The sequence below is a fragment of the Acholeplasma equifetale ATCC 29724 genome, from assembly GCF_000687735.1.
Lineage (GTDB): Bacteria > Bacillota_I > Bacilli_A > Acholeplasmatales > Acholeplasmataceae > Acholeplasma > Acholeplasma equifetale.
The window spans coordinates 48,783-72,493 of the sequence record NZ_JHXL01000001.1 but is presented as its reverse complement, the minus strand read 5'-3'; the positions used below and the strand labels follow the sequence as shown (position 1 = coordinate 72,493).

General features: G+C 28.8%; 27 protein-coding genes. 1 reads left to right on the top strand and 26 read right to left on the bottom strand.

All coding sequences use genetic code 11. The annotated features are described in order from the left end of the window. Positions 1-41 precede the first annotated feature (41 nt). Genes T434_RS0100415 through dinB form a run of 3 tightly spaced genes read right to left on the bottom strand, consistent with a single transcriptional unit; the run spans position 42 to position 3,288 of the window. A complete protein-coding gene (locus T434_RS0100415; RefSeq protein WP_026399430.1) occupies positions 42-935 on the bottom strand; it encodes a deoxyribonuclease IV in 894 nt (297 codons plus the stop codon). Then, positions 910-2,163, bottom strand: coding sequence for a DEAD/DEAH box helicase (locus tag T434_RS06245; protein ID WP_051614252.1), 1,254 nt, complete (start codon positions 2,161-2,163; stop codon positions 910-912). The genes T434_RS0100415 and T434_RS06245 overlap by 26 nt, the downstream gene beginning before the upstream one ends. Positions 2,164-2,196: 33 nt before the next feature. Continuing rightward, positions 2,197-3,288 carry a DNA polymerase IV gene (gene dinB, locus T434_RS06240; protein WP_051614251.1) on the bottom strand — a complete coding sequence of 364 codons (1,092 nt, stop codon included), beginning with the start codon at positions 3,286-3,288 and terminating at the stop codon, positions 2,197-2,199. Between the two features lie 72 nt (positions 3,289-3,360). Here dinB and T434_RS0100400 point away from each other — a divergent pair, with 72 nt between their 5' ends. Further along, positions 3,361-3,546 carry a hypothetical protein gene (locus tag T434_RS0100400; protein WP_026399429.1) on the top strand — a complete coding sequence of 62 codons (186 nt, stop codon included), beginning with the start codon at positions 3,361-3,363 and terminating at the stop codon, positions 3,544-3,546. A gap of 312 nt (positions 3,547-3,858) precedes the next feature. On the opposite strand, the gene T434_RS0100395 is transcribed toward T434_RS0100400, so the two are convergent. The 23 genes from T434_RS0100395 to accC form a co-directional block, all read right to left on the bottom strand. Continuing rightward, positions 3,859-5,508, bottom strand: coding sequence for a DNA repair protein RecN (locus T434_RS0100395; protein ID WP_026399428.1), 1,650 nt, complete (start codon positions 5,506-5,508; stop codon positions 3,859-3,861). A 4-nt stretch (positions 5,509-5,512) separates the two neighbouring features. Next, on the bottom strand, positions 5,513-6,208 hold the full coding sequence (locus T434_RS0100390; RefSeq protein ID WP_162150551.1) for a TlyA family RNA methyltransferase: 696 nt from the start codon (positions 6,206-6,208) through the stop codon (positions 5,513-5,515). Beyond that, positions 6,205-6,390 (bottom strand): exodeoxyribonuclease VII small subunit, encoded by a 186-nt coding sequence (gene xseB / locus T434_RS0100385; RefSeq protein ID WP_162150550.1) that lies wholly within the window; start codon positions 6,388-6,390, stop codon positions 6,205-6,207. The genes T434_RS0100390 and xseB overlap by 4 nt, the downstream gene beginning before the upstream one ends. Then, positions 6,387-7,730, bottom strand: coding sequence for an exodeoxyribonuclease VII large subunit (gene xseA, locus T434_RS0100380; protein WP_162150549.1), 1,344 nt, complete (start codon positions 7,728-7,730; stop codon positions 6,387-6,389). The genes xseB and xseA overlap by 4 nt, the downstream gene beginning before the upstream one ends. A gap of 10 nt (positions 7,731-7,740) precedes the next feature. Then, entirely contained in the window at positions 7,741-8,124 is a 384-nt protein-coding gene (locus tag T434_RS0100375) for a transcription antitermination protein NusB (RefSeq protein WP_162150548.1), read from the bottom strand. Between the two features lie 125 nt (positions 8,125-8,249). Beyond that, positions 8,250-9,320 (bottom strand): extracellular solute-binding protein, encoded by a 1,071-nt coding sequence (locus T434_RS0100365; protein ID WP_026399423.1) that lies wholly within the window; start codon positions 9,318-9,320, stop codon positions 8,250-8,252. Then, positions 9,317-10,111 (bottom strand): ABC transporter permease, encoded by a 795-nt coding sequence (locus tag T434_RS06235; protein ID WP_162150547.1) that lies wholly within the window; start codon positions 10,109-10,111, stop codon positions 9,317-9,319. The genes T434_RS0100365 and T434_RS06235 overlap by 4 nt, the downstream gene beginning before the upstream one ends. Beyond that, complete coding sequence (locus tag T434_RS0100355; protein WP_026399422.1) at positions 10,098-10,991, bottom strand: ABC transporter permease; 894 nt, start codon at positions 10,989-10,991, stop codon at positions 10,098-10,100. The genes T434_RS06235 and T434_RS0100355 overlap by 14 nt, the downstream gene beginning before the upstream one ends. Then, a complete protein-coding gene (locus T434_RS0100350) occupies positions 10,991-12,172 on the bottom strand; it encodes an ABC transporter ATP-binding protein (RefSeq protein WP_026399421.1) in 1,182 nt (393 codons plus the stop codon). The genes T434_RS0100355 and T434_RS0100350 overlap by 1 nt, the downstream gene beginning before the upstream one ends. Positions 12,173-12,366: 194 nt before the next feature. After that, positions 12,367-12,555, bottom strand: coding sequence for a hypothetical protein (locus T434_RS0100345; RefSeq protein ID WP_026399420.1), 189 nt, complete (start codon positions 12,553-12,555; stop codon positions 12,367-12,369). Between the two features lie 105 nt (positions 12,556-12,660). Next, entirely contained in the window at positions 12,661-13,785 is a 1,125-nt protein-coding gene (locus T434_RS0100340) for a DUF1700 domain-containing protein (protein ID WP_026399419.1), read from the bottom strand. Then, positions 13,782-14,096: a PadR family transcriptional regulator gene (locus tag T434_RS0100335; RefSeq protein WP_162150546.1), complete on the bottom strand. Its 315-nt coding sequence runs from the start codon at positions 14,094-14,096 to the stop codon at positions 13,782-13,784. The genes T434_RS0100340 and T434_RS0100335 overlap by 4 nt, the downstream gene beginning before the upstream one ends. 136 nt (positions 14,097-14,232) lie before the next feature. Further along, entirely contained in the window at positions 14,233-15,201 is a 969-nt protein-coding gene (locus T434_RS0100330; RefSeq protein WP_035357868.1) for an NAD(P)/FAD-dependent oxidoreductase, read from the bottom strand. 104 nt (positions 15,202-15,305) lie between these two features. Continuing rightward, positions 15,306-15,836 carry a biotin transporter BioY gene (locus tag T434_RS0100325; protein ID WP_026399416.1) on the bottom strand — a complete coding sequence of 177 codons (531 nt, stop codon included), beginning with the start codon at positions 15,834-15,836 and terminating at the stop codon, positions 15,306-15,308. Between the two features lie 9 nt (positions 15,837-15,845). Then, positions 15,846-16,361, bottom strand: a complete 516-nt coding sequence (locus tag T434_RS06230) for a biotin--[acetyl-CoA-carboxylase] ligase (protein ID WP_051614250.1) — start codon at positions 16,359-16,361, stop codon at positions 15,846-15,848. 3 nt (positions 16,362-16,364) lie between these two features. Continuing rightward, positions 16,365-16,793, bottom strand: a complete 429-nt coding sequence (gene fabZ, locus T434_RS0100315; protein ID WP_035357866.1) for a 3-hydroxyacyl-ACP dehydratase FabZ — start codon at positions 16,791-16,793, stop codon at positions 16,365-16,367. Beyond that, positions 16,793-18,037 carry a beta-ketoacyl-ACP synthase II gene (gene fabF / locus T434_RS0100310; RefSeq protein ID WP_026399414.1) on the bottom strand — a complete coding sequence of 415 codons (1,245 nt, stop codon included), beginning with the start codon at positions 18,035-18,037 and terminating at the stop codon, positions 16,793-16,795. Before fabF ends, fabZ begins: the two co-directional genes overlap by 1 nt. A gap of 16 nt (positions 18,038-18,053) precedes the next feature. Then, on the bottom strand, positions 18,054-18,797 hold the full coding sequence (gene fabG, locus T434_RS0100305) for a 3-oxoacyl-[acyl-carrier-protein] reductase (RefSeq protein WP_026399413.1): 744 nt from the start codon (positions 18,795-18,797) through the stop codon (positions 18,054-18,056). After that, the gene (locus T434_RS0100300; RefSeq protein ID WP_162150545.1) at positions 18,797-19,723 is read right to left on the bottom strand and encodes an ACP S-malonyltransferase; all 927 of its coding nucleotides are present in this window, start codon (positions 19,721-19,723) and stop codon (positions 18,797-18,799) included. Before T434_RS0100300 ends, fabG begins: the two co-directional genes overlap by 1 nt. A gap of 8 nt (positions 19,724-19,731) precedes the next feature. After that, positions 19,732-20,664 (bottom strand): beta-ketoacyl-ACP synthase III, encoded by a 933-nt coding sequence (locus T434_RS0100295; RefSeq protein WP_026399411.1) that lies wholly within the window; start codon positions 20,662-20,664, stop codon positions 19,732-19,734. After that, complete coding sequence (locus T434_RS0100290; RefSeq protein WP_026399410.1) at positions 20,654-21,472, bottom strand: acetyl-CoA carboxylase carboxyltransferase subunit alpha; 819 nt, start codon at positions 21,470-21,472, stop codon at positions 20,654-20,656. The genes T434_RS0100295 and T434_RS0100290 overlap by 11 nt, the downstream gene beginning before the upstream one ends. After that, the gene (gene accD, locus T434_RS06225; RefSeq protein ID WP_162150544.1) at positions 21,469-22,350 is read right to left on the bottom strand and encodes an acetyl-CoA carboxylase, carboxyltransferase subunit beta; all 882 of its coding nucleotides are present in this window, start codon (positions 22,348-22,350) and stop codon (positions 21,469-21,471) included. Before accD ends, T434_RS0100290 begins: the two co-directional genes overlap by 4 nt. Then, entirely contained in the window at positions 22,334-23,710 is a 1,377-nt protein-coding gene (gene accC / locus T434_RS0100280; RefSeq protein WP_162150543.1) for an acetyl-CoA carboxylase biotin carboxylase subunit, read from the bottom strand. Before accC ends, accD begins: the two co-directional genes overlap by 17 nt. Between the last annotated feature and the right edge of the window lies 1 nt (position 23,711).

The following is a 23,711-nucleotide window of genomic DNA, read 5'->3' as shown; positions in this document are numbered from 1 at the left end:
CTTTAACATTCGCGATTTTCATTATAGCATGAATAACAATATTATTCAATGCTATTTTTGATGACTTCCTTGAGATTATCTATAAATTTACGGTTTTTAATCATTTCTATTTCATATTTGTATGGTGGTAAACCATCAACATATGGTGTTTCTAATATTTTAGGTATATTTTTGAAACGTTCATCAAAGATGATTTTGATTAAAACATCAAAACCTAAATGTCCAAAACCTATATTTTCATGACGGTCTTTATGGGCACCAAGTTCATTTTTTGTATCATTTACATGAATAACACTAATACGATTTAAACCAACTACAGTATTAAATTGTTTTAATACCTCTTCATAATTATTTTTTAAATCATACCCTGCATCATGTACGTGACAAGTATCAAAACATACCGAAATACGTGCTTGATTTTCTATTAAATCGATAATTGCTTTAAGCTCTTCAAAAGTTCTACCTACTTCATTACCTTTTCCAGCCATTGTTTCTAATGCAATTCTTACTTTAGAGTTTGGTGTATTATTAAATACTTGATTAATACCCTCTGCAATCCATTGAATTGCTTGAATGCGATCTAATCCTACTGCTGATCCAGGATGTAATACAACTTGATTAACACCCATTGCATCCGTTCTTTCAATTTCTTTTGTTAAAAATTCAACTGCAAAACTTCTTTTTTCAGGATCTGGATTTGCAAGATTAATAATATAAGGTGCATGAACAACCACATGATTAATATCAATATTTGATGATTGCATTAATGATTTAGCTTCATCAATACGCATATCTTTTAATGGTTTACGAATTGTATTTTGTGGTGCACCGGTATAAACCATCATTGTTGTTGCACCGTATGAAAGTGCTTCTTTAACACTTCCTAAATACATTTCATTACCACTTAAACTAACGTGACTTCCTAATATTAGCATGACGATATCTCTCTTTCTTGACACTTTGGATTGCTTTTTTAACTTCTTTTCGATATTTTTTCTTATATCCTGGAGAAACCTTTTTAGGTTTTGGAACTGATTTTATTGCTTCAGCAATCTTTTTGTCATATTTTTTATATCTTCTTATAACATATTGTAATCCATCTTTCGTTAATGTTGCATTAACAAAGAGAATACCTTTTTGTCTTAATTTATCAATTTTCTTTCGGTCTTCTTCATCATAAAGTGTAATAACAATGCCCTCATCACCCATACGACCTGTTCTACCACTTCTATGATTAAAATATTCTAAAAAATGTGGTAAATCATAATGAATAACATGACTTACTTTAAAATCAATACCTCGAGATAATAAGTCACTTGAGACAACATATTGATATTCTAGCGATTCAATTTGTTCCATAATACGTTTTCTTTGCTTTACATTAATATTTGATGAAATCGAAATAACTTTTAACCCTTCATCAAGTAATCGATTAAAGACACGCTCTATATCTTCATTTCTACTAACAAAAATAAAACATAAATATGGATTAATACGTTTAGTAATTTCAACTAATGTGTCTAATCTATTATCGTAACATCTAATTAATGGATATTCTATATTTAATTTTGATACGTTTGTTGTATCAATAAAAATGTGTTGGCCAAAATATTTTTTAATAAATGGTTCCATCGCTTTTGTAAGTGTTGCACTAAATAATAAAAACTTTGGAACATCAATTTTAGATAAAACAGGATCAATTAAACTCATAAAATCTTCATCAAACATCATATCCGCTTCATCTAATATTAAATAATGTAAATTTTTTAAATTAAGTACGCGCTTTTCAACAAATAAATCAACTAATTTATGTGGTGTTGTAATAATTAAATTAGGTTGATTATTTTTCAGTTTTAAAGCTTCTTTTTCCATGTCCATAGAACCATAAAAAGCTTTATAAATCACAGTTTTATCTGTATCTTCTAACATTTTTGAAACTTGTATAACTAGTTCATTTGTCGGAACTAAAATAATTGCTTCAAGTTCATTTGGATTCCTTTTAAGATTGACTAATAAAGGTAATAAATACGCATGAGTTTTACCTGTTCCAGTAGGAGCCAAACCAACAATATGTCGTGGTTCATCAAATTTTTCAAAAACTTCCTCTTGAATAGGCGTTAACGATTCAAATTTTAAATTTCTTAACAATTCATATAAAGTCATATTCATCACCTCAAGCATTATATCATAATATTACTAAAAATTTTGATAAGTAAACAAATTAAATGGAATTTCATCTTGATTTTTTAAACTTAAATTACTTAAATGTACACCAACTAAGCGCACCTTTTCACCATCAAATGTTTCTTGAAATAAAGTATCTAATGCATCTAATAAGATTACATCGTTATCAGTATATTCTTCTAAAGTAATTGAACGTGTAATTGTTTTAAAGTCTGATTTTTTAAGCTTATATCCAATGGTTTTTGCAAGCATCTCCGTTCTTTTTAAACGTCTATATGCTTCTTGAAATTGATTTTTCATCTCATCGAATATTACATTTTCATCACTTACATCATAATTGAATGTTGTTTCAGACGATATTGATTTTGGTAATTTATATTTATCTGGATCAATGACATTATTTCCATTACCTAAAATATTATCACGATATTGTTGATAACTTCTTTCACTCATCACTTTTTTAATCGTAGGTAAATTACTCAAATTAACAAAATCTTCAATCGTATTTATACCTAATTGTTTTAATCTAGGATATGTTTTCTTCCCAATTCCATGAATATCTTTAACATCCATAGGATATAAAACTTTTTTTACATCTCTTTTACGTAAAACAGTGATACCTAAAGGTTTTTTTAAATCACTAGCCATTTTAGCTAAAAATAAGGTTGGTGCAATGCCAATACTACAAGGTAATGATTCATCCTTCAACAAACGCTTTTGAATTTGTTTTGCTAGTTCTATTGGATGAATTGTTTTCATATGATGTGTCATATCTACATATGCTTCATCGATCGATGCTTGTAAAATTAAATCACTATACTCTTCTAAAATATTCATGAATGCTTTAGATTTTTGTTTATAAAAATCAAAATCTAATGGTACTAATAATAACTTCGGGTATTTTTTAAGTGCTTCTGTAACACTCATACCAGCACCAATGCCATATTTTCTAGCTTTATAACTCGCAGTTGATAACACACCTCTTTGGCTTGGAGAGCCAACAGCAAACACCTTATTTTTCAAATAAGGCTCTTTAATCATTGCACAAGTTGCAAAAAAAGCATTTAAATCTATATGAAATATGACCCTCACGTTATTTTTCATATCATTCTTCCTTTATTTATCTTCTATTATATAGTATAATGACTAATGAATTATATTTTACGGAGTGATAAAATGTCTAAAAAGAAAATCAAACAAAATCCTGCTATTAAAAAGGATCAAAAGAAAGATTATGTAGAATTTAAAAACCCATCTGAATCAGTTGTTGGAAAAGTTATCCTTGGGATTTTATTCTTTGGTTTTGTTGCATCTATTATTATTGGTGCAATCGTTGTAACAATTCAAGCATTTAAGCAATAATAAGTTAATATAAAATAAAAACGAACTCACACATAACAACGAGTTCGTTTTTATTTATAACACGTATTCATTTATTAATTAGTTCCTTTCATGTAATAAAAATACTGTTAAAAACATTTGTCCTAGATAATAGAAAACATTTTTTCTTGACTTATTCATATGTATATCACCCCTTTTATAAAATATCCATCCTCTCCTAAAATTAATTACTTTTTTCTTGGTACTTATATATTGTAACATATTTTCATGAAAATACAATGTAAATTTACATTTAGTAGTATTTATAATAAAAAATACGCATTTTTGCGTATTTTAATCATTATTTAACAAGGATTTTGCTTGTTCTATTGCAAATTGTGTGATTTTTTCATCTGAAAGCATACTTGCAAGTTCCATAATTCGTTCATCGAATGTTAATGTTTTGATGAATGATTTCATTCTTTGATTTTCTTTTTCCTTGTAAATTTTGTAATGCATTTTAGATCTTGCAGCAACTTGTGGTAGATGTGTCACAACTAATACTTGCATATCGTTAGAAAGTTCCTTCATTTTTTGTGCCACTTTAGCTGCTGTTTTACCAGAGATGCCAACATCAACTTCATCAAAAATTACCATCGATAAACCACGTTCTTTAGCATAAATACTTTTTAAAGAAAACATAAAACGAGCTTTTTCACCACCACTTGCAACTTTACTTAATGGTTTTAAGGGTTCACCTTCGTTAAGACTTATTAAAAAATCCACTTTATCTATTCCATTTTCATAAAATGAATCACCATATCGGAATGGTTCAAATGTAACTTTAAATTGTGCATTTATAAGATCAAGTTCTTTTAAATGTTCTATAAGTTTCATTTCTAGTCTTTCTGCAAGTTTCATTCGGTAATCACTTAATACTTTAGCACGTTTATATGTTTCATCATATAGTTTTTTAATTTTATTTTCACTATCAATAATAAATTGATCATAATTACTCATTAATGAAATCTCATCTTTGATTTCACTTAAATATATAATTAAATTATTAATTTCTTTACCATACTTTAATTCCAAATTGTTGAGTTCATAAATACGTTCTTGATACTGATTAAATAAATCTTCATCAAAATCAAAATTTTTCAATATGTTTTTTAAATCATTTATTGAATCTTCTAGATTATAAAAACTATCCATAAATAACGTTGATAGTCTTTCATAAGAAGAATCATATGATTTAATTTTTTCTAAATGTTTATAAGCATCAAACAATTGATTCAATTGGAACGTTTCACTTGTAACAAGATCGTAAGATATTTGTAAGTTTTGTTTAATTAAATCAAAGTTTTTTAATTTATCAACAATTTCTTCTAATTCAACTTTTTCATTTTCTTCTAAGTTATATGATTCAAGTTCTGCTCTTTGTTGTTCTAAAATTTCTAAACGTTCTAAATTTGCATCTTTTTTCTTTTTTAATGATTCAAATTTTTTTACTTCTTCATGGTAATTAGATAGTTTAAGTAAAAAATCATTTTGTAAATCATTTATTTTTTTTATATCTAATTGATCAACAAAATCAATTAAACTATTTTTGTCCAATAAAAGATATGTATCATCTTGTCCGTGAATTAAACCAATTGATGCTGTAATATTTTTAAGTTTACCAAGCGTTATGACTTCATGGTTTAGTTTAACGACATGACGACCACTTTCATCAATTTCTCGTTCTAAGACAATATGATTTGGTAGATCAAGTACAAATGATTGCTCATTTGAAAGTATGAATTCACCTTTAACAGTCGCTTTCTTTGCTCCATGACGAATATAATCACTATCGCTTCGTTTACCAAATAAAAGCGATAAAGATTCAAGTAAAATTGATTTACCTGAGCCTGTTTCACCTGTTATTGCTGATAATCCATTTTCAAAATTAATTTCTAAATCATCGATTAATGCAAAGTTTTTAATAGACAGTGTTTTAAGCATTGAATCACCCTTTTTGAATTAGAAATAAAAATTCCTCATTGCCATCTTTACCTTCGATTGGCGATTTAGTAAATCCAAGAATTCTATAATTAATTGATTGAATAAACATTGTAATATTTTGGATGGCTTGTCGTTGAATTTTTATATCCTTTAAAATACCTTTTTTTAAACCTCTACCTTGCGTTTCAAATTGTGGTTTAAACAAGAATAATATTAAGTTTGTATCATCTTTAATGTGATTTAAAATTGGTATTATAGATGTAAAAGAAACATCAATGACACAAATATCATTTTTAGGAATTTTAACATCTAAAATATTTGTTTCTTCAAATGAATGAACTCTAGGATCATTTTTCAATCGCTCAATCATTTGGTTTTTTCCCACATCATAAGCGTAAACTTCATGTACGCCAGCTTTTAAAAGACAATCTGTAAAACCACCAGTTGATGCACCAATATCAACAGCGACATAATCTTTTACATCAACATCAAATAAACGGATTGCATAATCTAACTTTTCTCCAGCACGAGATGCAAACCCATCATATTTAATTTCGATTTGTTCATGTCCTTTTAAATCATACCCAGGTTTTGTAACAACTTTTCCATCGACATATACAAAACCACGTTTAATAATATCTGCAGCTTTAGAACGTGTATATTCTAAAAAATTTTCTTGAATGTATTTATCAAGTCTCATTCTTTAACTTCTACAATTAACTTTTCAGCAGATTTAATCATTTCATATAGTTGTTTAGATAATTCTAAACCTTCTTTATACTTATGAATTGAATCTTCCAATGAAATTTCTTTACTTTCTAAAGCTTTTACAGTTTCTTCTAATTTTTTCATTAATTCTTCGAAATTTAATTTTTCATTCATTTTAAGTTACGCTCCTTTATTTGGATAACTTTTGATTCAACAGAACCATCTTTAAAATCCACTTCAATGACATCATCTTTATTTAATTCTTTAATCGATGTAATAACCTTTTGATTTTTTGTTGTTAGTGAAAAGCCTCTTTCCATGATATTCAATGGATTTAATGCATTTAGCTTACTTGTTAGTGACTTAAAGTCACTTTCTAATCGACTCACTTTATGTTGATAATTTGAAGAAAGTGCTTTTTCTAAAAGCATTATCTTTTGTTCAATGTTATGTATTTTGTCTTTTGGACTTATAAGTTTATTCTTTAATACTAAGACTTGATATTCATATTGTGTGAGTTTATTTTTATAGTTTTTATTGAGTAAATATGATAAGTCAGATACTCTATCATGAATTGTTTCAAGTTTTGCTTTTGGACTTGAAATAACTAATCTTTCATCTAAATTCATTAATTGAAGTTTAATATTTTTTAATCGTTCATTAATATAATAGTTTAATTGTTGTTCTTTTTCTTTTATATTTATTAGTAAATCATTGATATTTGGTGTTGCTAATTCTGCAGCTGCAGTAGGTGTCGGAGCTCTTAGATCTGAAACAAAATCCGATAAGGTTGTATCCGTTTCATGCCCTATTGCAGTTATTACAGGTATTTTGGATTCAAATATCGCTGTAATAACTTCAGGCTCATTAAATGACCATAGATCTTCAATTGATCCACCACCACGTCCTATAATTAACGTGTCAACGATCGCTTCTTCATTTGCACGTTTAATTTGTCTTACAAGACTATCTTTAGAGCCTTCACCTTGAACTAAAGCAGGATATAAAATAATTTTAGTAAGTAAATATCTTCTTGAGACTGTTGTTTTAATATCTTGAATAACTGCTCCAGTTTCTGATGTAATTACACCGATTGCTTTTGGAAATTTAGGAATCGGTTTTTTATATTTTGAATCGAAATATCCTAATGCTTCAAAATCTTTTTTAAGTTGTTCATACTTTAAATATAATTCTCCAACACCATCTAAAGTCATTGATGTTATAGATATAGAATAAGTACCACGTGCTTCATATAAAGAAATATATCCTTCAACTAAAACATGATCCCCGTCTTTTGGTTCAAATAGAAGTGATTTAGTATAGGATGAAAACATCATCGAATTAATCGATGATTTTTCGTCTTTTAGTGAAAAATATAAGTGACCAGTACTATGTCTCTTAAAATTAGAAATCTCACCCTTTAATAAGATTTTTTTAAGGTGAGGATCATTTTCTAATTTCACTTTTAGATATGTAGTTAAAGCTGTTACTGTTAAGTAATTTGAGTAACTCATTTAGTACCCCTTATTTTAAGCTTTTATATATACTATCTAATAATTTATTTGTGAACTTATGCTGTTTTTCATCATCTAAATCAGAATATTCTTTAGTCATTTCAATCGCTTGATTTAAGACTAAAACTGCTTCATATTCTTTTTTAATTAACTCATAGACTGCAATACGTATAATGCTTAGATCAACTTTATTTAATCGATCAATTGTATAGTTAAACAAATGTGAAGAAATTAGACTATCAATTGATTCAAGTTGATTTAAAATATCATTAAATACTTCTTTTGTATCCTCATCAAGAAGTTCATATTCATAAAAATCTTTTGTATTATAAAATTCATATTGATACAATAAGTTCATTAAATTTTCATATTTTTCAATTGGTTTGTTAATCATGTTCATTACCTCATGTGTAATTATAACATTTTTTTATATTCTAAAAAATAATTAAGTACAATTTTGATTTTTTTAGATAATTTAAAATAAAAACTGAGTCTTGTAACTCAGTTTTTAACTTTTCATTACTTAAGTAAGAATAAATCGTAGTTTTCATCAATCCAACCTTTTAATTTGTTGTCATAACGATACACTTCATAACTAAATAATGTAACATCAACATTAAATGCATATTCAATTCTTTCATCAAATACGAACTCTTCGTCTTCTAATAATGTATTTAAAACATCTTGACGAACTGGTGAATAACCAATATACATTGTATTTGCTAAGTTTTGTTCATATGAGTTGATGAAATTGATAAAGTCATATGCTAAATCTTCATTACGTGAATTGGTTGGAATAACCATACCATCAATCCAAACGTTGCTCCATTCAGGAATATAAAATGTATAATTTTCATTATCTTGTAAAATATAAGTCGCATCACCTGAATATACCATAGCAACATCATAAGGCACTGCATTACCAGCTGCTTTATCTAAAATTTCATCTGATTCGACAACAGTATTTGGACCTTTTGCAGCAATTAACCAATCAGTTGCAGCTTTAATATCATTTTCTGTTGCATTACTCATTGTAATTGGTGTTTCATTTGCAAATAACGCTGCCATATAAGCATCTCTTGGTGAATCATAAATCATTTTTGTTATTGAATGATCACCTAATACAGCCCAACCTTGACTTAATACTTTCTCTTCAACTTCAGGTTTATTGTGATTATATATTAAGCCAATTGAACCCCAGAAATAAGGTACAGCATATTCTAATAAATCAAATCCGTTTGCTTTAAGTTCATCTAAAATAGTTTGTAGACTTTCAGCAAATCCATCTTTCTTTAATTCAATTTTATCCCAATCAATAGGTTTAATCATACCTTCAGCTTTAAATTCTTCAATCGCATAATCTGATGGAATAATTAAATCATAACGATTGATTCTTGCTTGTGTTAAAGCAATTTCATTTGAATCAAATTGATAAATTTCAACTTTAACACCATATTCTTGTTCAAATGCTTCAACAACTGAATCATCAATATATTCTTTTGGTAAATAAATTTTTAGTGCGTTTGAATCACATGCTTGTAGAAATAATACTGTGATTAATGTAAATAATAATGCATAGATTTTTTTCATTCTTCCTCTTCTCCTTCGTTGTTTTTATTTTTAATTAAATCATAAATAATTTTAATACCAATTACTAACATAATAATTGTAGATAATGCATTAATACTTGGCGAAATACCTCTAGTTAATGAATATAAGTAAATAGAGATATTTTGAATACCACCTGATGTTAAGCTTGAAATAATATAATCATCAAATGATATTGTAAATGAAATTGCAGCACCTGCTAGAATTGTTCCATATAATTGAGGAATAATGACCTTCCAAAGCGTTTTAAGTGGTGTTGCTCCCAAATCTTGAGCAGCTTCAATAATGCTCGGGTCCAATCCTCTAACCTTTGGATATATGGTTACAAAAGCATAAGGTGTACAAATTGCAATATGAGCCATAATCATTGTTCCTAAATTTGGTTCAATTGCTAGTGCAATAAAGAATAATAAGAATGCAACTGCAGTAACAATATCGGGACTTAAAATTGGAATATTATTTCCTTGTAAAATTAATTCCCTAAATGTTTTTTTCTGTCTTGATACAGCAATTGCTGCAAAAGTCGCGATTATTGTTGAAAATATTGTCGCACTAATTGAAACAATAATTGTATTAATAAGTGCACTTCTTAAATCTCTATTTTCAAAAATGTTTAAGTACCATTTTAATGTTAATCCTTGATAAACTGTTTGACTTTGTAATTCATTAAATGAAAATACAACCATAACCGTTAATGGAATATATATAAATGCCAAGACTAATCCTATGAACACATAAGATAGTAACGATAAACGACGATTATTCTTCTTCATTAGCAAGTACCTCTTCATATCGATCAAATTTATTAAGTACCCAAACAAAGATTAACATGATAAGACTTAATATCATAGCGTAAGCAGCCATTTCTCCAAATGCACCAATCTTTTTAGATTGTTGTTCAATAAGATTAGCGATTAATGGTCTTCTGCTATCCCCCATAATTTGGTTTACAACTAAAGTTGTTGTAGCAGGTAACAAAACAATTAAACAGCTCGATATAACACTTGACAATGTTAATGGTAATACAACCTTGAATAATGATTGAATTTTATTAGCGCCTAAATCAGTAGCACCTTCTATTAAAGCAGGATCAATTTTTGTCATTTGTGTATAAATTGGTAAAAACATATATGGCATATATAAGAAAATCGTACCAATAATAATTGAGTAATCATGTCCAAGGAACATCGCTTGTTCTGTGTAACTTGCATTAGACCCCGCTACCCATGAACCAGCAATTAAAAACACGTTTTTAAGTGAATGCATGAGAATTAATGAATTAATCCACATGGTTGCAGTTAATAATAACACTAAAATCGTTTGAGTTCGTTTTTTAAGTCTTGAAACCATATATGCTAAAGGATAACAAATAAGTAGACAATAAAAAGTTGAACGAATAGCTAACCAAATAGATTCTATAAGTCTTTCAATAAATATTGATTGACTAAAGAATTTTTCAAAGTTTGCCAGAGTAAAACGAATATTGAATAATGAGTCCCCACCTTCAGTGAAGGCATATAAAACTAGAATAAATATTGGTATGATAATGAATACTACGAGCATAACGTAGTAAGGTAAACCTAAAAAGAAATCTAACTGAAATATATTCTTTTTATCTGATTTACTCTTTTTTTGAATAAACCCTTTATCCATTACCAAATCTCCATTACATGAATATCTTCTGGGAACCAATCAATATCTACTTCTTTACCTTCGGCAACAAAATCTGTTGTATGTACTGTGTAAACTCTTGTATCTGTTTTAATGTCTATTTCAAAGTGAACACCTTTAAAGATGACTGAATCAACAATTCCGGGAATTTTTCCTTTACCTCTTGGAACAATGTCAATATCTTCAGGTCGAATCACAATGTCTACTTCTTGATTTACACTAAATCCTTTATCAACACATTCAAAATCATAACCATCAAAATGAACTAAGAAATCTTTTTTCATAATACCAGGAATGATATTAGATTCACCAATAAAATCAGCAACAAATCGGTTAACAGGTTCATTATAAATATCAATTGGTGTACCAACTTGTTGAATTTCACCTTTATTCATGACAACAACTTTATCACTCATTGTTAATGCTTCTTCTTGATCATGCGTTACATAAATAAATGTAATTCCAGCATTTCTTTGAATCTCTTTTAATTCATATTGCATTTCTTTACGAAGTTTTAAGTCTAATGCTGCTAATGGTTCATCAAGTAATAAAACTTTCGGTTCATTAATTAATGCTCTTGCAATAGCAACTCTTTGCATTTGCCCACCTGATAATTTTTGAATTGAACGATTTTCAAAACCTTCTAAACCAACTAATTTTAAATATTTATTCACTTTAAATTTAATTTCTTCTTCAAATTGTTTTTTAGTTATAAATTTTGATTTGACTTGTTTTATTTTTTCTTGATAAGTTTTTGAAATTTTTTCTTTTTGTTCAGGGTTTTCCTGAATTTCTTTTTTTAATTCCAATTTCAAAGCTTTAATTTCTTCTTTTTGTTTATGATTACGTCCTTTAACTCTCAATCCAAATGCTACGTTTTCATATACATTTAAATGTGGAAATAAAGAATATCTTTGAAATACAGTATTTGTAGGTCTTTTATATGCAGGGATTTTTAGAATATCTTCTCCATCGAATAATACTTCTCCACCAGTAGGATCGATAAATCCACCAATAATTCTTAATGTTGTTGTCTTTCCACATCCAGATGGACCTAAGAAAGTCACGAATTCATTACTCTTAATTTCAAGGTCAATACCTCTTAAGACAACTTGTCCATTAAATTCTTTTGTAACATCTTTTAACTGTACTAATGTAGCCATATTTATCCCTTTCCTACTGTGTTTACTCACAGTATGATTTATATTTTTGTTTTTTAATTAATGTTTAGTAAATATAATCTTACTGTTAAACAATAATAAACTAAACTGCATATATTATATAGAATATTTTTAAGATGTCAATAATAAAACTTTATTTTTTTAAATAAAAAAAACATGACTCGTTCAAGTCATGTTTAGCAAGCATCATGCATATAATCAGTATGTATTTTTACAGATCCATCTTCTAATGTTTCAACTTTTCTAATATCAATTTCTTCTAACTTTAACCATTTTAGTAAATCAGCAGAAATTGGAACTCTCATACGATCTGTAATAATATATTTAACATTTGGATTTTGATCAAGATATTCTTTGACAGTCATATATTTTTCTAGAATTAAAACTTAATTCTATACTCCTTTCTTGTCATCATCTAATGTTTCAAGATGACACATCTATTTTATCAAAATTCTATATTTTCGTACTTTTTATGCTTTTTCTTCCTTTTCATAGTTTTCTTCAGGGGTTAGAATTCCCATAATTGGAATACTTAAGAATATAATCCATGCAATATTCCATAAGCCAAAGAAATAACCTAAAGTCATAAATATGATAACAGATAAAAATGGTGTATATGCAACTAGATATTTAAATTTAACTTTTGAGTAGATAGCACACATTGGAATTACTAATAATGTTACCCAACTATATGAAAACCCATTATTTGGTAATAAGAATCCTAATCCAATAAATAATAAGATCATTAAGATAGATATTAGGAATAATATAGGATGTTTTTTAATATCGAAAAATGTTATATCAATTTTTATTACACCAGAATATAAAGCAAATAATAACGGTACGATATATACTAACCATAAATATTCAAAGTTTCCTGTGGCTAATCCAATCCACCAATGGATTATTAATGCACTTATAGAAGTTAATATAACTAGTAGATCCATAATTTTGAATGGTTTTCTTATACTTGCAAATACTAAAACAAATATATATAACCCCCATCCGTAAATTAAAAACTCTTGGTTGAAATAAGATACTAATACATATATGAAAGTAATAACAAATGGACTTAAAGCAACATATCTATCTTTACCTGCTTCTAATGTAATTGCTGTCATTGGAATTAATAAGAACACCAACCATCCTGGATGCCATAAACTCCATACAAAACCTAATATCATAAATACAACCAAGCTAATAAATGGTGATATAGCTATAAATTTCGCACGACCCTTTACATTTAATAGAATAGCTGATATTGGAATTAATAAAAATGACATCCAAGAATATTCATATGCATCAAACCCCATACCGATGGCAAAAAATAATATTAATGCAATAAATGGACTTAAGGCCACAAACTTATTATTCATTTGACTTGATTTACGATATTTTAAATCATGTTTTAAAACATGATAAACTTCATTTGGAGAACCTAATTTTTTTATAACTTTTTCATCATCCATATAGTAATCATATGCTTCGCCATAAAGTTCTTCATATTCTTTTATAATTTTATCGACTTCTTTTCTATCTACATCATGTTCCATCAAAATATGAAATAATTCATTTAAATACTCTTTTTTTCTCATATCTTCTCTCCTAAAATTTGATTAACACTTTCTAAAAATGTTTTCCATTCTTGATAGTATTCATTTAATTTGTTAATACCCTTTTCTGTAATTTTATAATATTTACGATTTGCTCCTAATGAACTTTCCTTGATGTATATATCAAATAATCCTTGTTGTGTTAGTCTTCTTAATATTGGATAAATTGTATTTTCGTTTACATCAAGAATTGTTCCAACTTTATCTATAAGTTCAAAACCATACATATCTTCTTTTTCAATCAATTTCAATATGCAAAGTTCTAAAATTCCTTTTTTAAATTGCGTTGTCATTTTACACCCCAATTCTCTCTAATTTTACGGTTATGTGTTTTACACAATACTATAATATCATAGGTCCTGTGTAAAACACAATACTTTTGATAATTTTTTTTATTGTAAAAAAAAGGTATAGAAAACTATACCTTAATTAATCATTAATGAGTGATGATGAGTGTTCGAATTTATTTAATGCCTCTGGATGTAATTCATTATATATGGATTGGATTGCTATTGCAGCTTCTCCTTGACCTGTAGAAATAAGTTTAACTTTTCCAGGGTAATCTACACCATTACCTGCTGCATAAATACCTGGTTGACTTGTTCTCATTTGGCTATCAACGAATATTAAACCTTTTTCACCATCTAATTTCCAATCTTCTAGACGAGATTTTGATAATACAAAGCCATAGTTAACAACAATATAATCTGCTTCCAATATTAATTCAGAACCATCTTTAGCATGTTTTAGTTTTAAACCTTTAGCAATATTACCATCACCTATTGCATCTAAAACTGTATATGGTGTTAATATTTTTCCCTTTGATCTAAATAATTCAACAGTTAATGGGATTGCTCTAAATTCATCACGTCGATGAACTAATGTGACATCGCTTGTATATTTTGAAATAGCTAATGCCCAGTCAAACGCTGAGTCACCACCACCTAATACTAACACTTTCTTATCTCTAAATTGTTCTAAATCTTTAACAAAATAAAGAATATTATTATAATCTTTTGAAACTTTTAATTTTTGTGGAACGAATCCTCCACCACCATGTGCAATTAATATATATTTTGTTTCAATAACTTTATTTGTTGTTGTAACTTTATAACCCTGATCAATTTTCTCAATATCAATCGCTTCTTCGCCATAATGAATTGAAATTTCGTCTTTAAAGCGAGCGAATTGCTTTAATTGCTCTTTAGTATAATCTTCAGCTGAAATTTTATAAAAACCAGGAATATCATAAATAAATTTTTCTTTATATACTGCTGTAAGTTGTCCACCAGCTTCATGATTTGATTCAATCACTGCTGCATTTAGTTTTCTTAATCCTGCCATAAATGCTGCATATAATCCTGTAGGACCAGCACCGATAATTAATACATCTAACATAAATACACCTCGACTATCCAATTTTAAAGTATACCATCTAATGAAAATATTAAAAGGAAATTGCTTGAATGTAAAAAAATACCCATAAAAAAACTAGGTTAAACCTAGTCCTTAAAATGTGATTTTAAATCATCTGGAATTAAATAATAAATCATATAAGCAATAACAATTTTAACTATGTCAATTAAATAAAAAGGAATAAACGTAAGTGTTATTGCACGACCTATTGGAATTGCTGTTATAAATGAAAAATATGGTATACCTATTAAATAAATAAAAAGGAATCCAAATAAAAATAATACTAATATATCTTTTAATATATTTTTATCTTTACTTTTAAATAAACTAATTAAGAAACTAGCAAATGGAAATGCAACTAAAAAACCACCTGTAGGACCTACAAATACATGAAATCCAGCTTGAGCATTTGAAAAAACAGGCAATCCTATCAGTCCTACAAATAAATATACTAAAACTGTTAAAAACGAATCTCTTGGTCTCATTAAAAGTCCAATAAGCATGATTGCCATTGTCTGTAATGTAAAAGCAACCCCTTCAATTTGAACTGGGGATAATGCAGATAAAACCAATAATGCTGCAAATGTAGATATTAAAATCATACGCTTAATAGTCATATCTATACCCTAAAAATAGTTTTCTAATAAATTAGATATTAACTTTGAAAATACTTTTCGAATACTATAGCTCTTTTTAGTTTCAATATGCATTGATGTTGCTTTTAATCCAGGGAAAAATAGTTGGTTTATATTTAAACCTATACCAATAATGACATAATCAAACATCGTTTGATTACTTTTTGTTTCAATTAAGATACCACATATTTTTTTATCATTTACATAAATATCATTTGGTTCTTTAAAATAAACATCTAATCCGTATGATCCAAGTAAACTAAATAGTGAAGATTTAACCCATTCTTTAATCAGTGTTAATTGATCAAATAAAACATCTTTTAACAACAAAGAGAAAATCAAGTTTTTCCCATAGGCTGAATACCATCGACGATCAAATTGACCTCTACCTTTAGTTTGATAATCCGTTCTTACAGCCGTAAAGGTTGGTAGTTTTTGATAATTATTTTTTAAATAATCATTTGTTGATTCTATTCTTTTAAATTCAACAACCTTTATTTTTGCCATAAATTATCCAATCATAAAACTAATCTCGGCCTCACAGACCACCTGATCATTAACATATGCTTTAGCACTTCCAAATCCAAATGGTCCACGGATTTTAGTAAGAACAGTTTCAACCTTCAATGTATTACCAGGTAAAACTTGCTTTCTCCATTTAACATTATTAGCACCTGTGAAAAAACCAATTTTTCCTTTAAACTCTGGAGCCATAAGTAATGCAATTGCTCCTACTTGAGCCATTGTTTCTAAAATTAATACACCTGGCATAACAGGATAATTTGGAAAATGACCTTTAAAATAGTATTCATCTTTTGTTACATGTTTGATTGCTACACAACGCTCTTTTTCTTTTAGTTCAATGACTTCATCTACAAATAAAAACGGTTCTCTATGAGGTAATATTTCTTTAATTTGTTCTTGATCTAATATTGCCATTACTTATCTCCTTCATATTTTTTAAATACTATAACTGCGTTTTGTCCACCAAATCCAACATTTATATTCATAGCATGAGTTAAATCTTTTTGAACATAATGATTAATTGTATAATTTAAATCACATTCTGGATCTGGTGTTTCATAATGAATCGTTGGAGGTATTAATCCCGTTAATAATGACTTAATACATACAATTGATTCGATAGCACCTGTTGCTCCTAACATATGTCCTGTTGCACCTTTTGTTGAAGATATATTTAATTGGTATGCATGCTCTTTAAATGCATTCTTGATACCTTTCGTTTCTATTTTGTCATTAAGTAATGTTGATGTACCATGTGCATTAATATAACCGATATCTTCTTTTTTGATAGCCCCATCAGATAATGCAATTTCTATTGCTTTTGTTAATCCTAATGCATCATCATCTGGTGCTGTCATATGAAATGCATCAGAAGTCGCACCATACCCAACAACTTCAGCGTATATTTTGGCTCCTCTTTGAATTGCATGTTCATAACTTTCTAAAATTAATACACCTGCTCCTTCTCCCATAACAAAACCATTTCGATTTTTATCAAAAGGTCTTGATGCTTTACTAGGATCTTCTTCTATAGAAAGAGCTCTTAAAGCAGAAAATCCTGCAATTCCTGTTTCATTAATTGGTGCTTCTGCTCCACCTGCAAACGCTAAATCTAAATAACCATCTCGAATGGCTCTAAATGCTTCACCTAAAGCATTAGTTGCAGCACTACATGCTGTAACAATTGGAAGATTTGGACCCTTTACACCAAATTTTATTGAAATCATACCGCCAACCATATTGACAATTGCATTTGGAATAAAAAACGGTGAAACTCTATCAGGTCCTTTTAATGCGAGATTTGAAATATCTTCTTGTAAAGTATCTAATCCACCAATACCACTTGTTACATATACACCAAATCGATATGGGTCATAATCTGTTTGTTTTAATCCACTATCTTCAAATGCTTGCATAGCAGCAATCGTGCCATAAACCATCACACGATCGCTTCTTCTGATTTCTCTTTTGTCTAAATATTGCTCAAAATCTAAACCTTTAATTTCACCAGCAATTTTTACCTTTAATCTAGATGTATCAAAAGACTTTATATAATCAATACCGTTAACACCTTTAATTAAATTTTGAAATGTTTCATCAACAGTATTTCCTACTGGTGTAATTGCACCAAGTCCTGTGACAACGACTCTTCTTTTCATGATAAACCTCTTATCTTTAAATTGTTAATCCACCATCAACATCAATAACAACACCAGTGATGTAAGATGCTAATGGAGAAGCTAGAAATCCTACTAAATATGCAATATCTTCAGGTTTTCCATATTTACCTAAGCCAATATGTTTTAACATTTCTTCTTTAATTTCAGGTGGTAATTTTTGAGTCATAGGTGTTTCAATAAAACCAGGTGCTATCGCGTTTACTGTGACTTCTCTTGATGCAAATTCTTTAGCTAAAGTTTTTGTAATTCCAATAACGCCTGCCTTAGAAGCACCATAGTTTACTTGACCAACATTACCATATCGTCCAATGACTGATGCAATGTTGATAACTCGACCATATCCAGATTTTAAAAGCGGTCTTGCTGCATGTTTACATATATTAAATACACCTTTTAAATTTGTGTTAATCACTCGATCAAATTGTGTTTCATTCATACGTAAAATGAGTGCATCATCTGTAATACCTGCATTATTTACAACTATATTTAATTTTCCAAATGTATCAACAACTTCTTTAATTAATTTTTCTGCTGATTCATAATTCGAAACATCAGCGTGGATTGCTAATGATTTAATATTGTATGTGTCACTTAATTCTTTTGCTACTTTGTTTGCTTCTTCAGGACCAACAAAATAATTTATTACAACATTAGCACCTAAAGATGCTAAATATGTTGCAATAGCTTTACCTATTCCTGTTGAACCACCAGTAACTAGTGCTACTTTATCTTTTAATATCATATAAATATCTCCTTTAATTTTTCCATATCACTTAACTTAGAAAGACTAACTACAGTGACATTTGGATCTATTTTTCTAACTAAATTACTTAAAACATTACCTGGACCAATTTCAATAAAATGTGTAAATCCATCATTAATCATATTTGTTATGGATTGTTTAAAAAATACTGGTTTATATACTTGTATTTCGATTTCTTCTTTAATGGTTTCAAATGTTAAAGGCTGAGCATTTGAATTTCGATAAACTAGTCTTCTAGAATTCTTAAATTCTAAATCTCTAATATAATCTTTAAGTTTTAGACTTGCATCATACATAAGAGGTGAATGAAATGCACCACTTACATTTAGCATAATTGCCCTTTTAGCACCTAAAGCTAATAATTTTTCGACTGCTTCTTTAACCTTTAATTCATGACCACTAATTACTAATTGACCCGGACTGTTATAATTAGCAGGTGTACATAATTGATCTTCTGTTGAAATTTTTATACATAAATCTTCAATAATTTTGTCGTCTAAATTAAGTATTGCAGCCATTTTTCCAGGATTATCAATTGATGATTCTTCCATAAAGATTGCTCTATTATTAACTAAACCCATAAGTGATACGTCATCGATATATCCCGCAGCATATAATGCAGGAAATAATCCTAAAGAAAACCCTGTAAATCCTTCAATTTTTAAATTTAGATTTTGCTTTAAATAATCATAAATAATAATTTCAACTGCTGCCATTAATGGCTGTGTATAGCGAGTTACATTGATTTTTGATTCATCACTCAATAAATCAATAATGTTTAAATTTGTAACTTTAGAATAATTTGATACTTTATCTTTTAAAATTTGACTAGAATTTATAAAATCTAATCCCATACCAACATATTGTGAACCTTGTCCAGAAAACAACACTGCGATTTTCATATATTCACCTATATATTCATAATAGCAGCACCCCAAGTAAATCCGCCTCCAAACCCTATGAAAAGTGCTCTTTTTTTATCCTTATGTTTTGATTTATACTCACTCAGTAAAATTGGGATACTTGCGGATGAAGTGTTACCATATTCATCAATATTAACTAAAAATTTATCCATTGATAAATTCATATCTTTTGCTACACTTTGAATGATTCTAATATTTGCTTGATGAGGAACAATTAAATCAATATCTTCTAATTTATAAGGTGACATTTCTAATACTTTCTGAATTGCTTTAGGCATAATATCAACTGCAAATTTATAAACTTCTTTACCGTCCATTTTCACTTTTGGATCAATCCATAAAATACCTTTATCATCACCTTTTGATCCATTATAAAAATAAACTTTATCTGTTTCATCATTAGATTTTTCAAGTATTACAGCTCCCGCACCATCACCAAACAAGATGCATGTTGATCTGTCATTCCAATCGACAATTGATGACATTTGCTCACTACCAATGACTAATGCGCTCTTATAATTCCCACTTAATAATAAACTAGATGCTACTTCTAACGCATAAACAAATCCACTACAAGCTGCATTTATATCAAATGTCATGACATGTTTCTCATTGATTCCTAGTCTTGCCTGTACTAAATTTGCAACAGAGGGTGTTCTAAGCTTTGAAGTTATTGTTGCGACAATAATTAAATCTATTTTATTAACATCATAATTTGAATTTTTAATTGTATTTATTGCTGCTTGATATGCCAAATCAATTGTTGATTCTTCACCAGATATATGTCTTTTTTTAATACCTGTACGTGTATAAATCCATTCATCAGAAGTCTCTAAAAACTTTGCAAAATCATCATTTGTCATTACTTTTTCTGGTACATAATGTCCAAAACCAACAATCTTTATTAAGTTATTTTTCATCTTCTATCACGCTTTCTTGAAAGACACCCATATTTCTAAATTTTTGATATCTATTTTTCATAAGTATATCTAAATCCATTTTAGTGAGCATCTTAAGTTGTTTAATTATACTTTTTTTTAAATTTTCAAAACCAACTTTGGGCTCTATATTTAAACCCTTACCTTCATAAACGATTTCATCAATCACATGAAATTCTTTTAAATCACTTGCAGTTAGTTTCATAAACTCTGATGCCTCTTTAGCTTTCGAACTGTCTTTAAATAATATAGATGCAAATCCTTCAGGTGAAAGTATAGAATAAATCGCATTTTCAAACATCATGATGTGGTCACCAACACCTATTGCAAGAGCACCACCTGATCCACCTTCACCTAATATAATTACAATAATTGGTGTTTTTAAATCCATTAATTTTTTTAAATTAAAGGCAATTGCTTGAGCTTGTCCTCTTTCTTCTGCACCTAAACCTGGATATGCACCGGGTGTATCAATAATTGTAATAATTGGACGCTTAAATTTTTCTGCTTGTTGCATCAATCTTAAAGCTTTACGATAACCTTCTGGATGAGGCATACCAAAATTATGTTTAATTTTATCCTCCGTATTCTTTCCTTTTTCTTCTGCAATAATCGTAACTGGGATATCTTGAATTGATGCTAATCCACCAATAATAGCTTGATCATCACCAAATAGTCTATCCCCATGTAATTCAATAAAATTAGGAAATAAATACTCTATTAACGTTTTAGCTGTAGGTCTTTCGGTATTTCTTGCAAGTAAAACACGATCCCAAACTGTTTTTTTCATCGCTTCACCTTCTTTACACCATGTAAGTTTAATAGGTTTGAAATTACGTTTCTTAAATCTTTTCTTTCAACAACCATATCAACTTGACCTTTTTTTAATTGAAATAAATCTGTCTGAAATCCAGAAGGTAAATCTTGTCCAATTGTTTGTTTAATTACTCTTGAACCTGCAAAACCTATTAAGCTTGATTTTTCAGCGATGTTAATATCTCCTAAACTTGCAAAACTTGCTGCTACGCCACCTGTTGTCGGATTCGTTAAAACAGAAATATATAATATACCTTTTGCATCTAATAAATTTAAAGCACCTGAGGTTTTTGCCATTTGCATAAGAGATAAGATTCCCTCTTGCATTCTCGCTCCTCCTGATGCACTAAATATAATTAGTGGTAAATTATTATTCGCTGCATATTCAATAAGTCTAGTCACCTTTTCACCTACGACTGACCCCATAGATCCCATCATGAAAAATGAATCTAATATGCCTATTGAAACTTTATAACCATCAATGATTCCTGTACCACATAAAAATGCTTCATTCATTTTAGTCATCAGCTGACCCTTAATAAGTTTTTCTTCATATCCAGGCATTTTTAATGGATTCATTGATTCAATATTTGAAAATAATTCTACAAATGTATTTTTATCAAGTGTATATGAAATACGTTTATGTGCATCAATTCTAAAATGAAATCCACAATAAGGACAAACATCAAAGTTATCACTTAAATCTTTATTATAAATCGCTGAATGGCATTGCTCACATTGAGTAAAAACACCATCAGGAATATCCACTGGTTTTGTTTGTATCGTACGTCGATTAAGTAACTCTTGAAAATGATTTAGTTGTTTTTTACGTTCATCAAGTAAGTTTTTCATTTGTCTCACTCAAATAACGATTAAATTTTGCAATAAAACCAGTGTCATGTGTCCCTTTAATAAAATCAGGTGCATGCATTAATCCATATTGATACTCAATATTCGTTGTTATACCTTCGATAACTAATTGTTCTAAAGCTACACGCATTTTACGTATTGCATCAATTCTAGATGGTGCTAATACGATTAATTTCCCTAACATTGAATCATAAAATGGTGGTACTTCATATTCAGGATAAATATGTGAATCAAAGCGAACATTAAACCCACCAGGGAATAAGATTCGACCTATCTTACCTGGTGTTGGCATGAAATTATTCATTGGGTTTTCTGCATTAATTCTACATTCAATAGCATGACCTAATATTTTTATATCTTCTTGTTTAAATGGTAAAACTTTATCATAGGCAATACGAATTTGTTCTTTAATTAGATCAATGCCAGTAATCATTTCTGTCACAGGATGTTCTACTTGAATACGCGTATTCATTTCCATAAAATAGAAATTTTTATTTTTATCAACTAAAAATTCGATTGTTCCAGCACCTCTATAATCGACCGCTTTTGCTAGTCGAACTGCTGCATCACCAATACTTTTTCTTAATTTTTCATCTAAGAAACTAGATGGTGCTTCTTCTATAATTTTTTGATTACGACGTTGCATAGAGCAATCACGTTCAAATAAATGAACGACATTTCCATGATGATCTGCTAAAATTTGAATCTCTATATGCCTTGGATTTTCAACAAATCTTTCAATATACACAGATTTATCTCCAAATGTATTTTCAGCTTCTAACGTTGTTAGTTCAAATGATTTTTCGAACTCTTGGTCGTTACGTGCTACCGCAATACCACGACCACCTCCACCTGCCGAAGCTTTAATCATTATTGGATATCCAATTTTATTTGCAATTCTTAATCCTTCTTCTTTGGATTCAACAATTCCATCTGAACCTTCAACTACTGGAACTTTATTATTTTTTGCAATAGATCTAGCAGTTGCTTTATCGCCCATTTGGCTAACAACATAACTTGAAGGCCCTATAAACTTAATACCTGTTGCTTCAACCATTTCTATAAATTTTGCATTCTCTGCTAAAAAGCCATAACCAGGATGGATCGCATTACATCCAGTGGCTATGGCTGCAGATAAGACTGCTTGCATATTTAAATAACTATCTTTAGAACGCTCAGTTCCTATACAAACCGATTCATCAGCTAATTTAACATGAAGACTGTCTTTATCAGCAGTTGAATATATCGCAACAGTCGGAATACCCAATTCCTTACATGAACGTATGATTCTTACTGCTATTTCTCCACGATTAGCAATCAAAATTTTATTTTGTTGTATCATA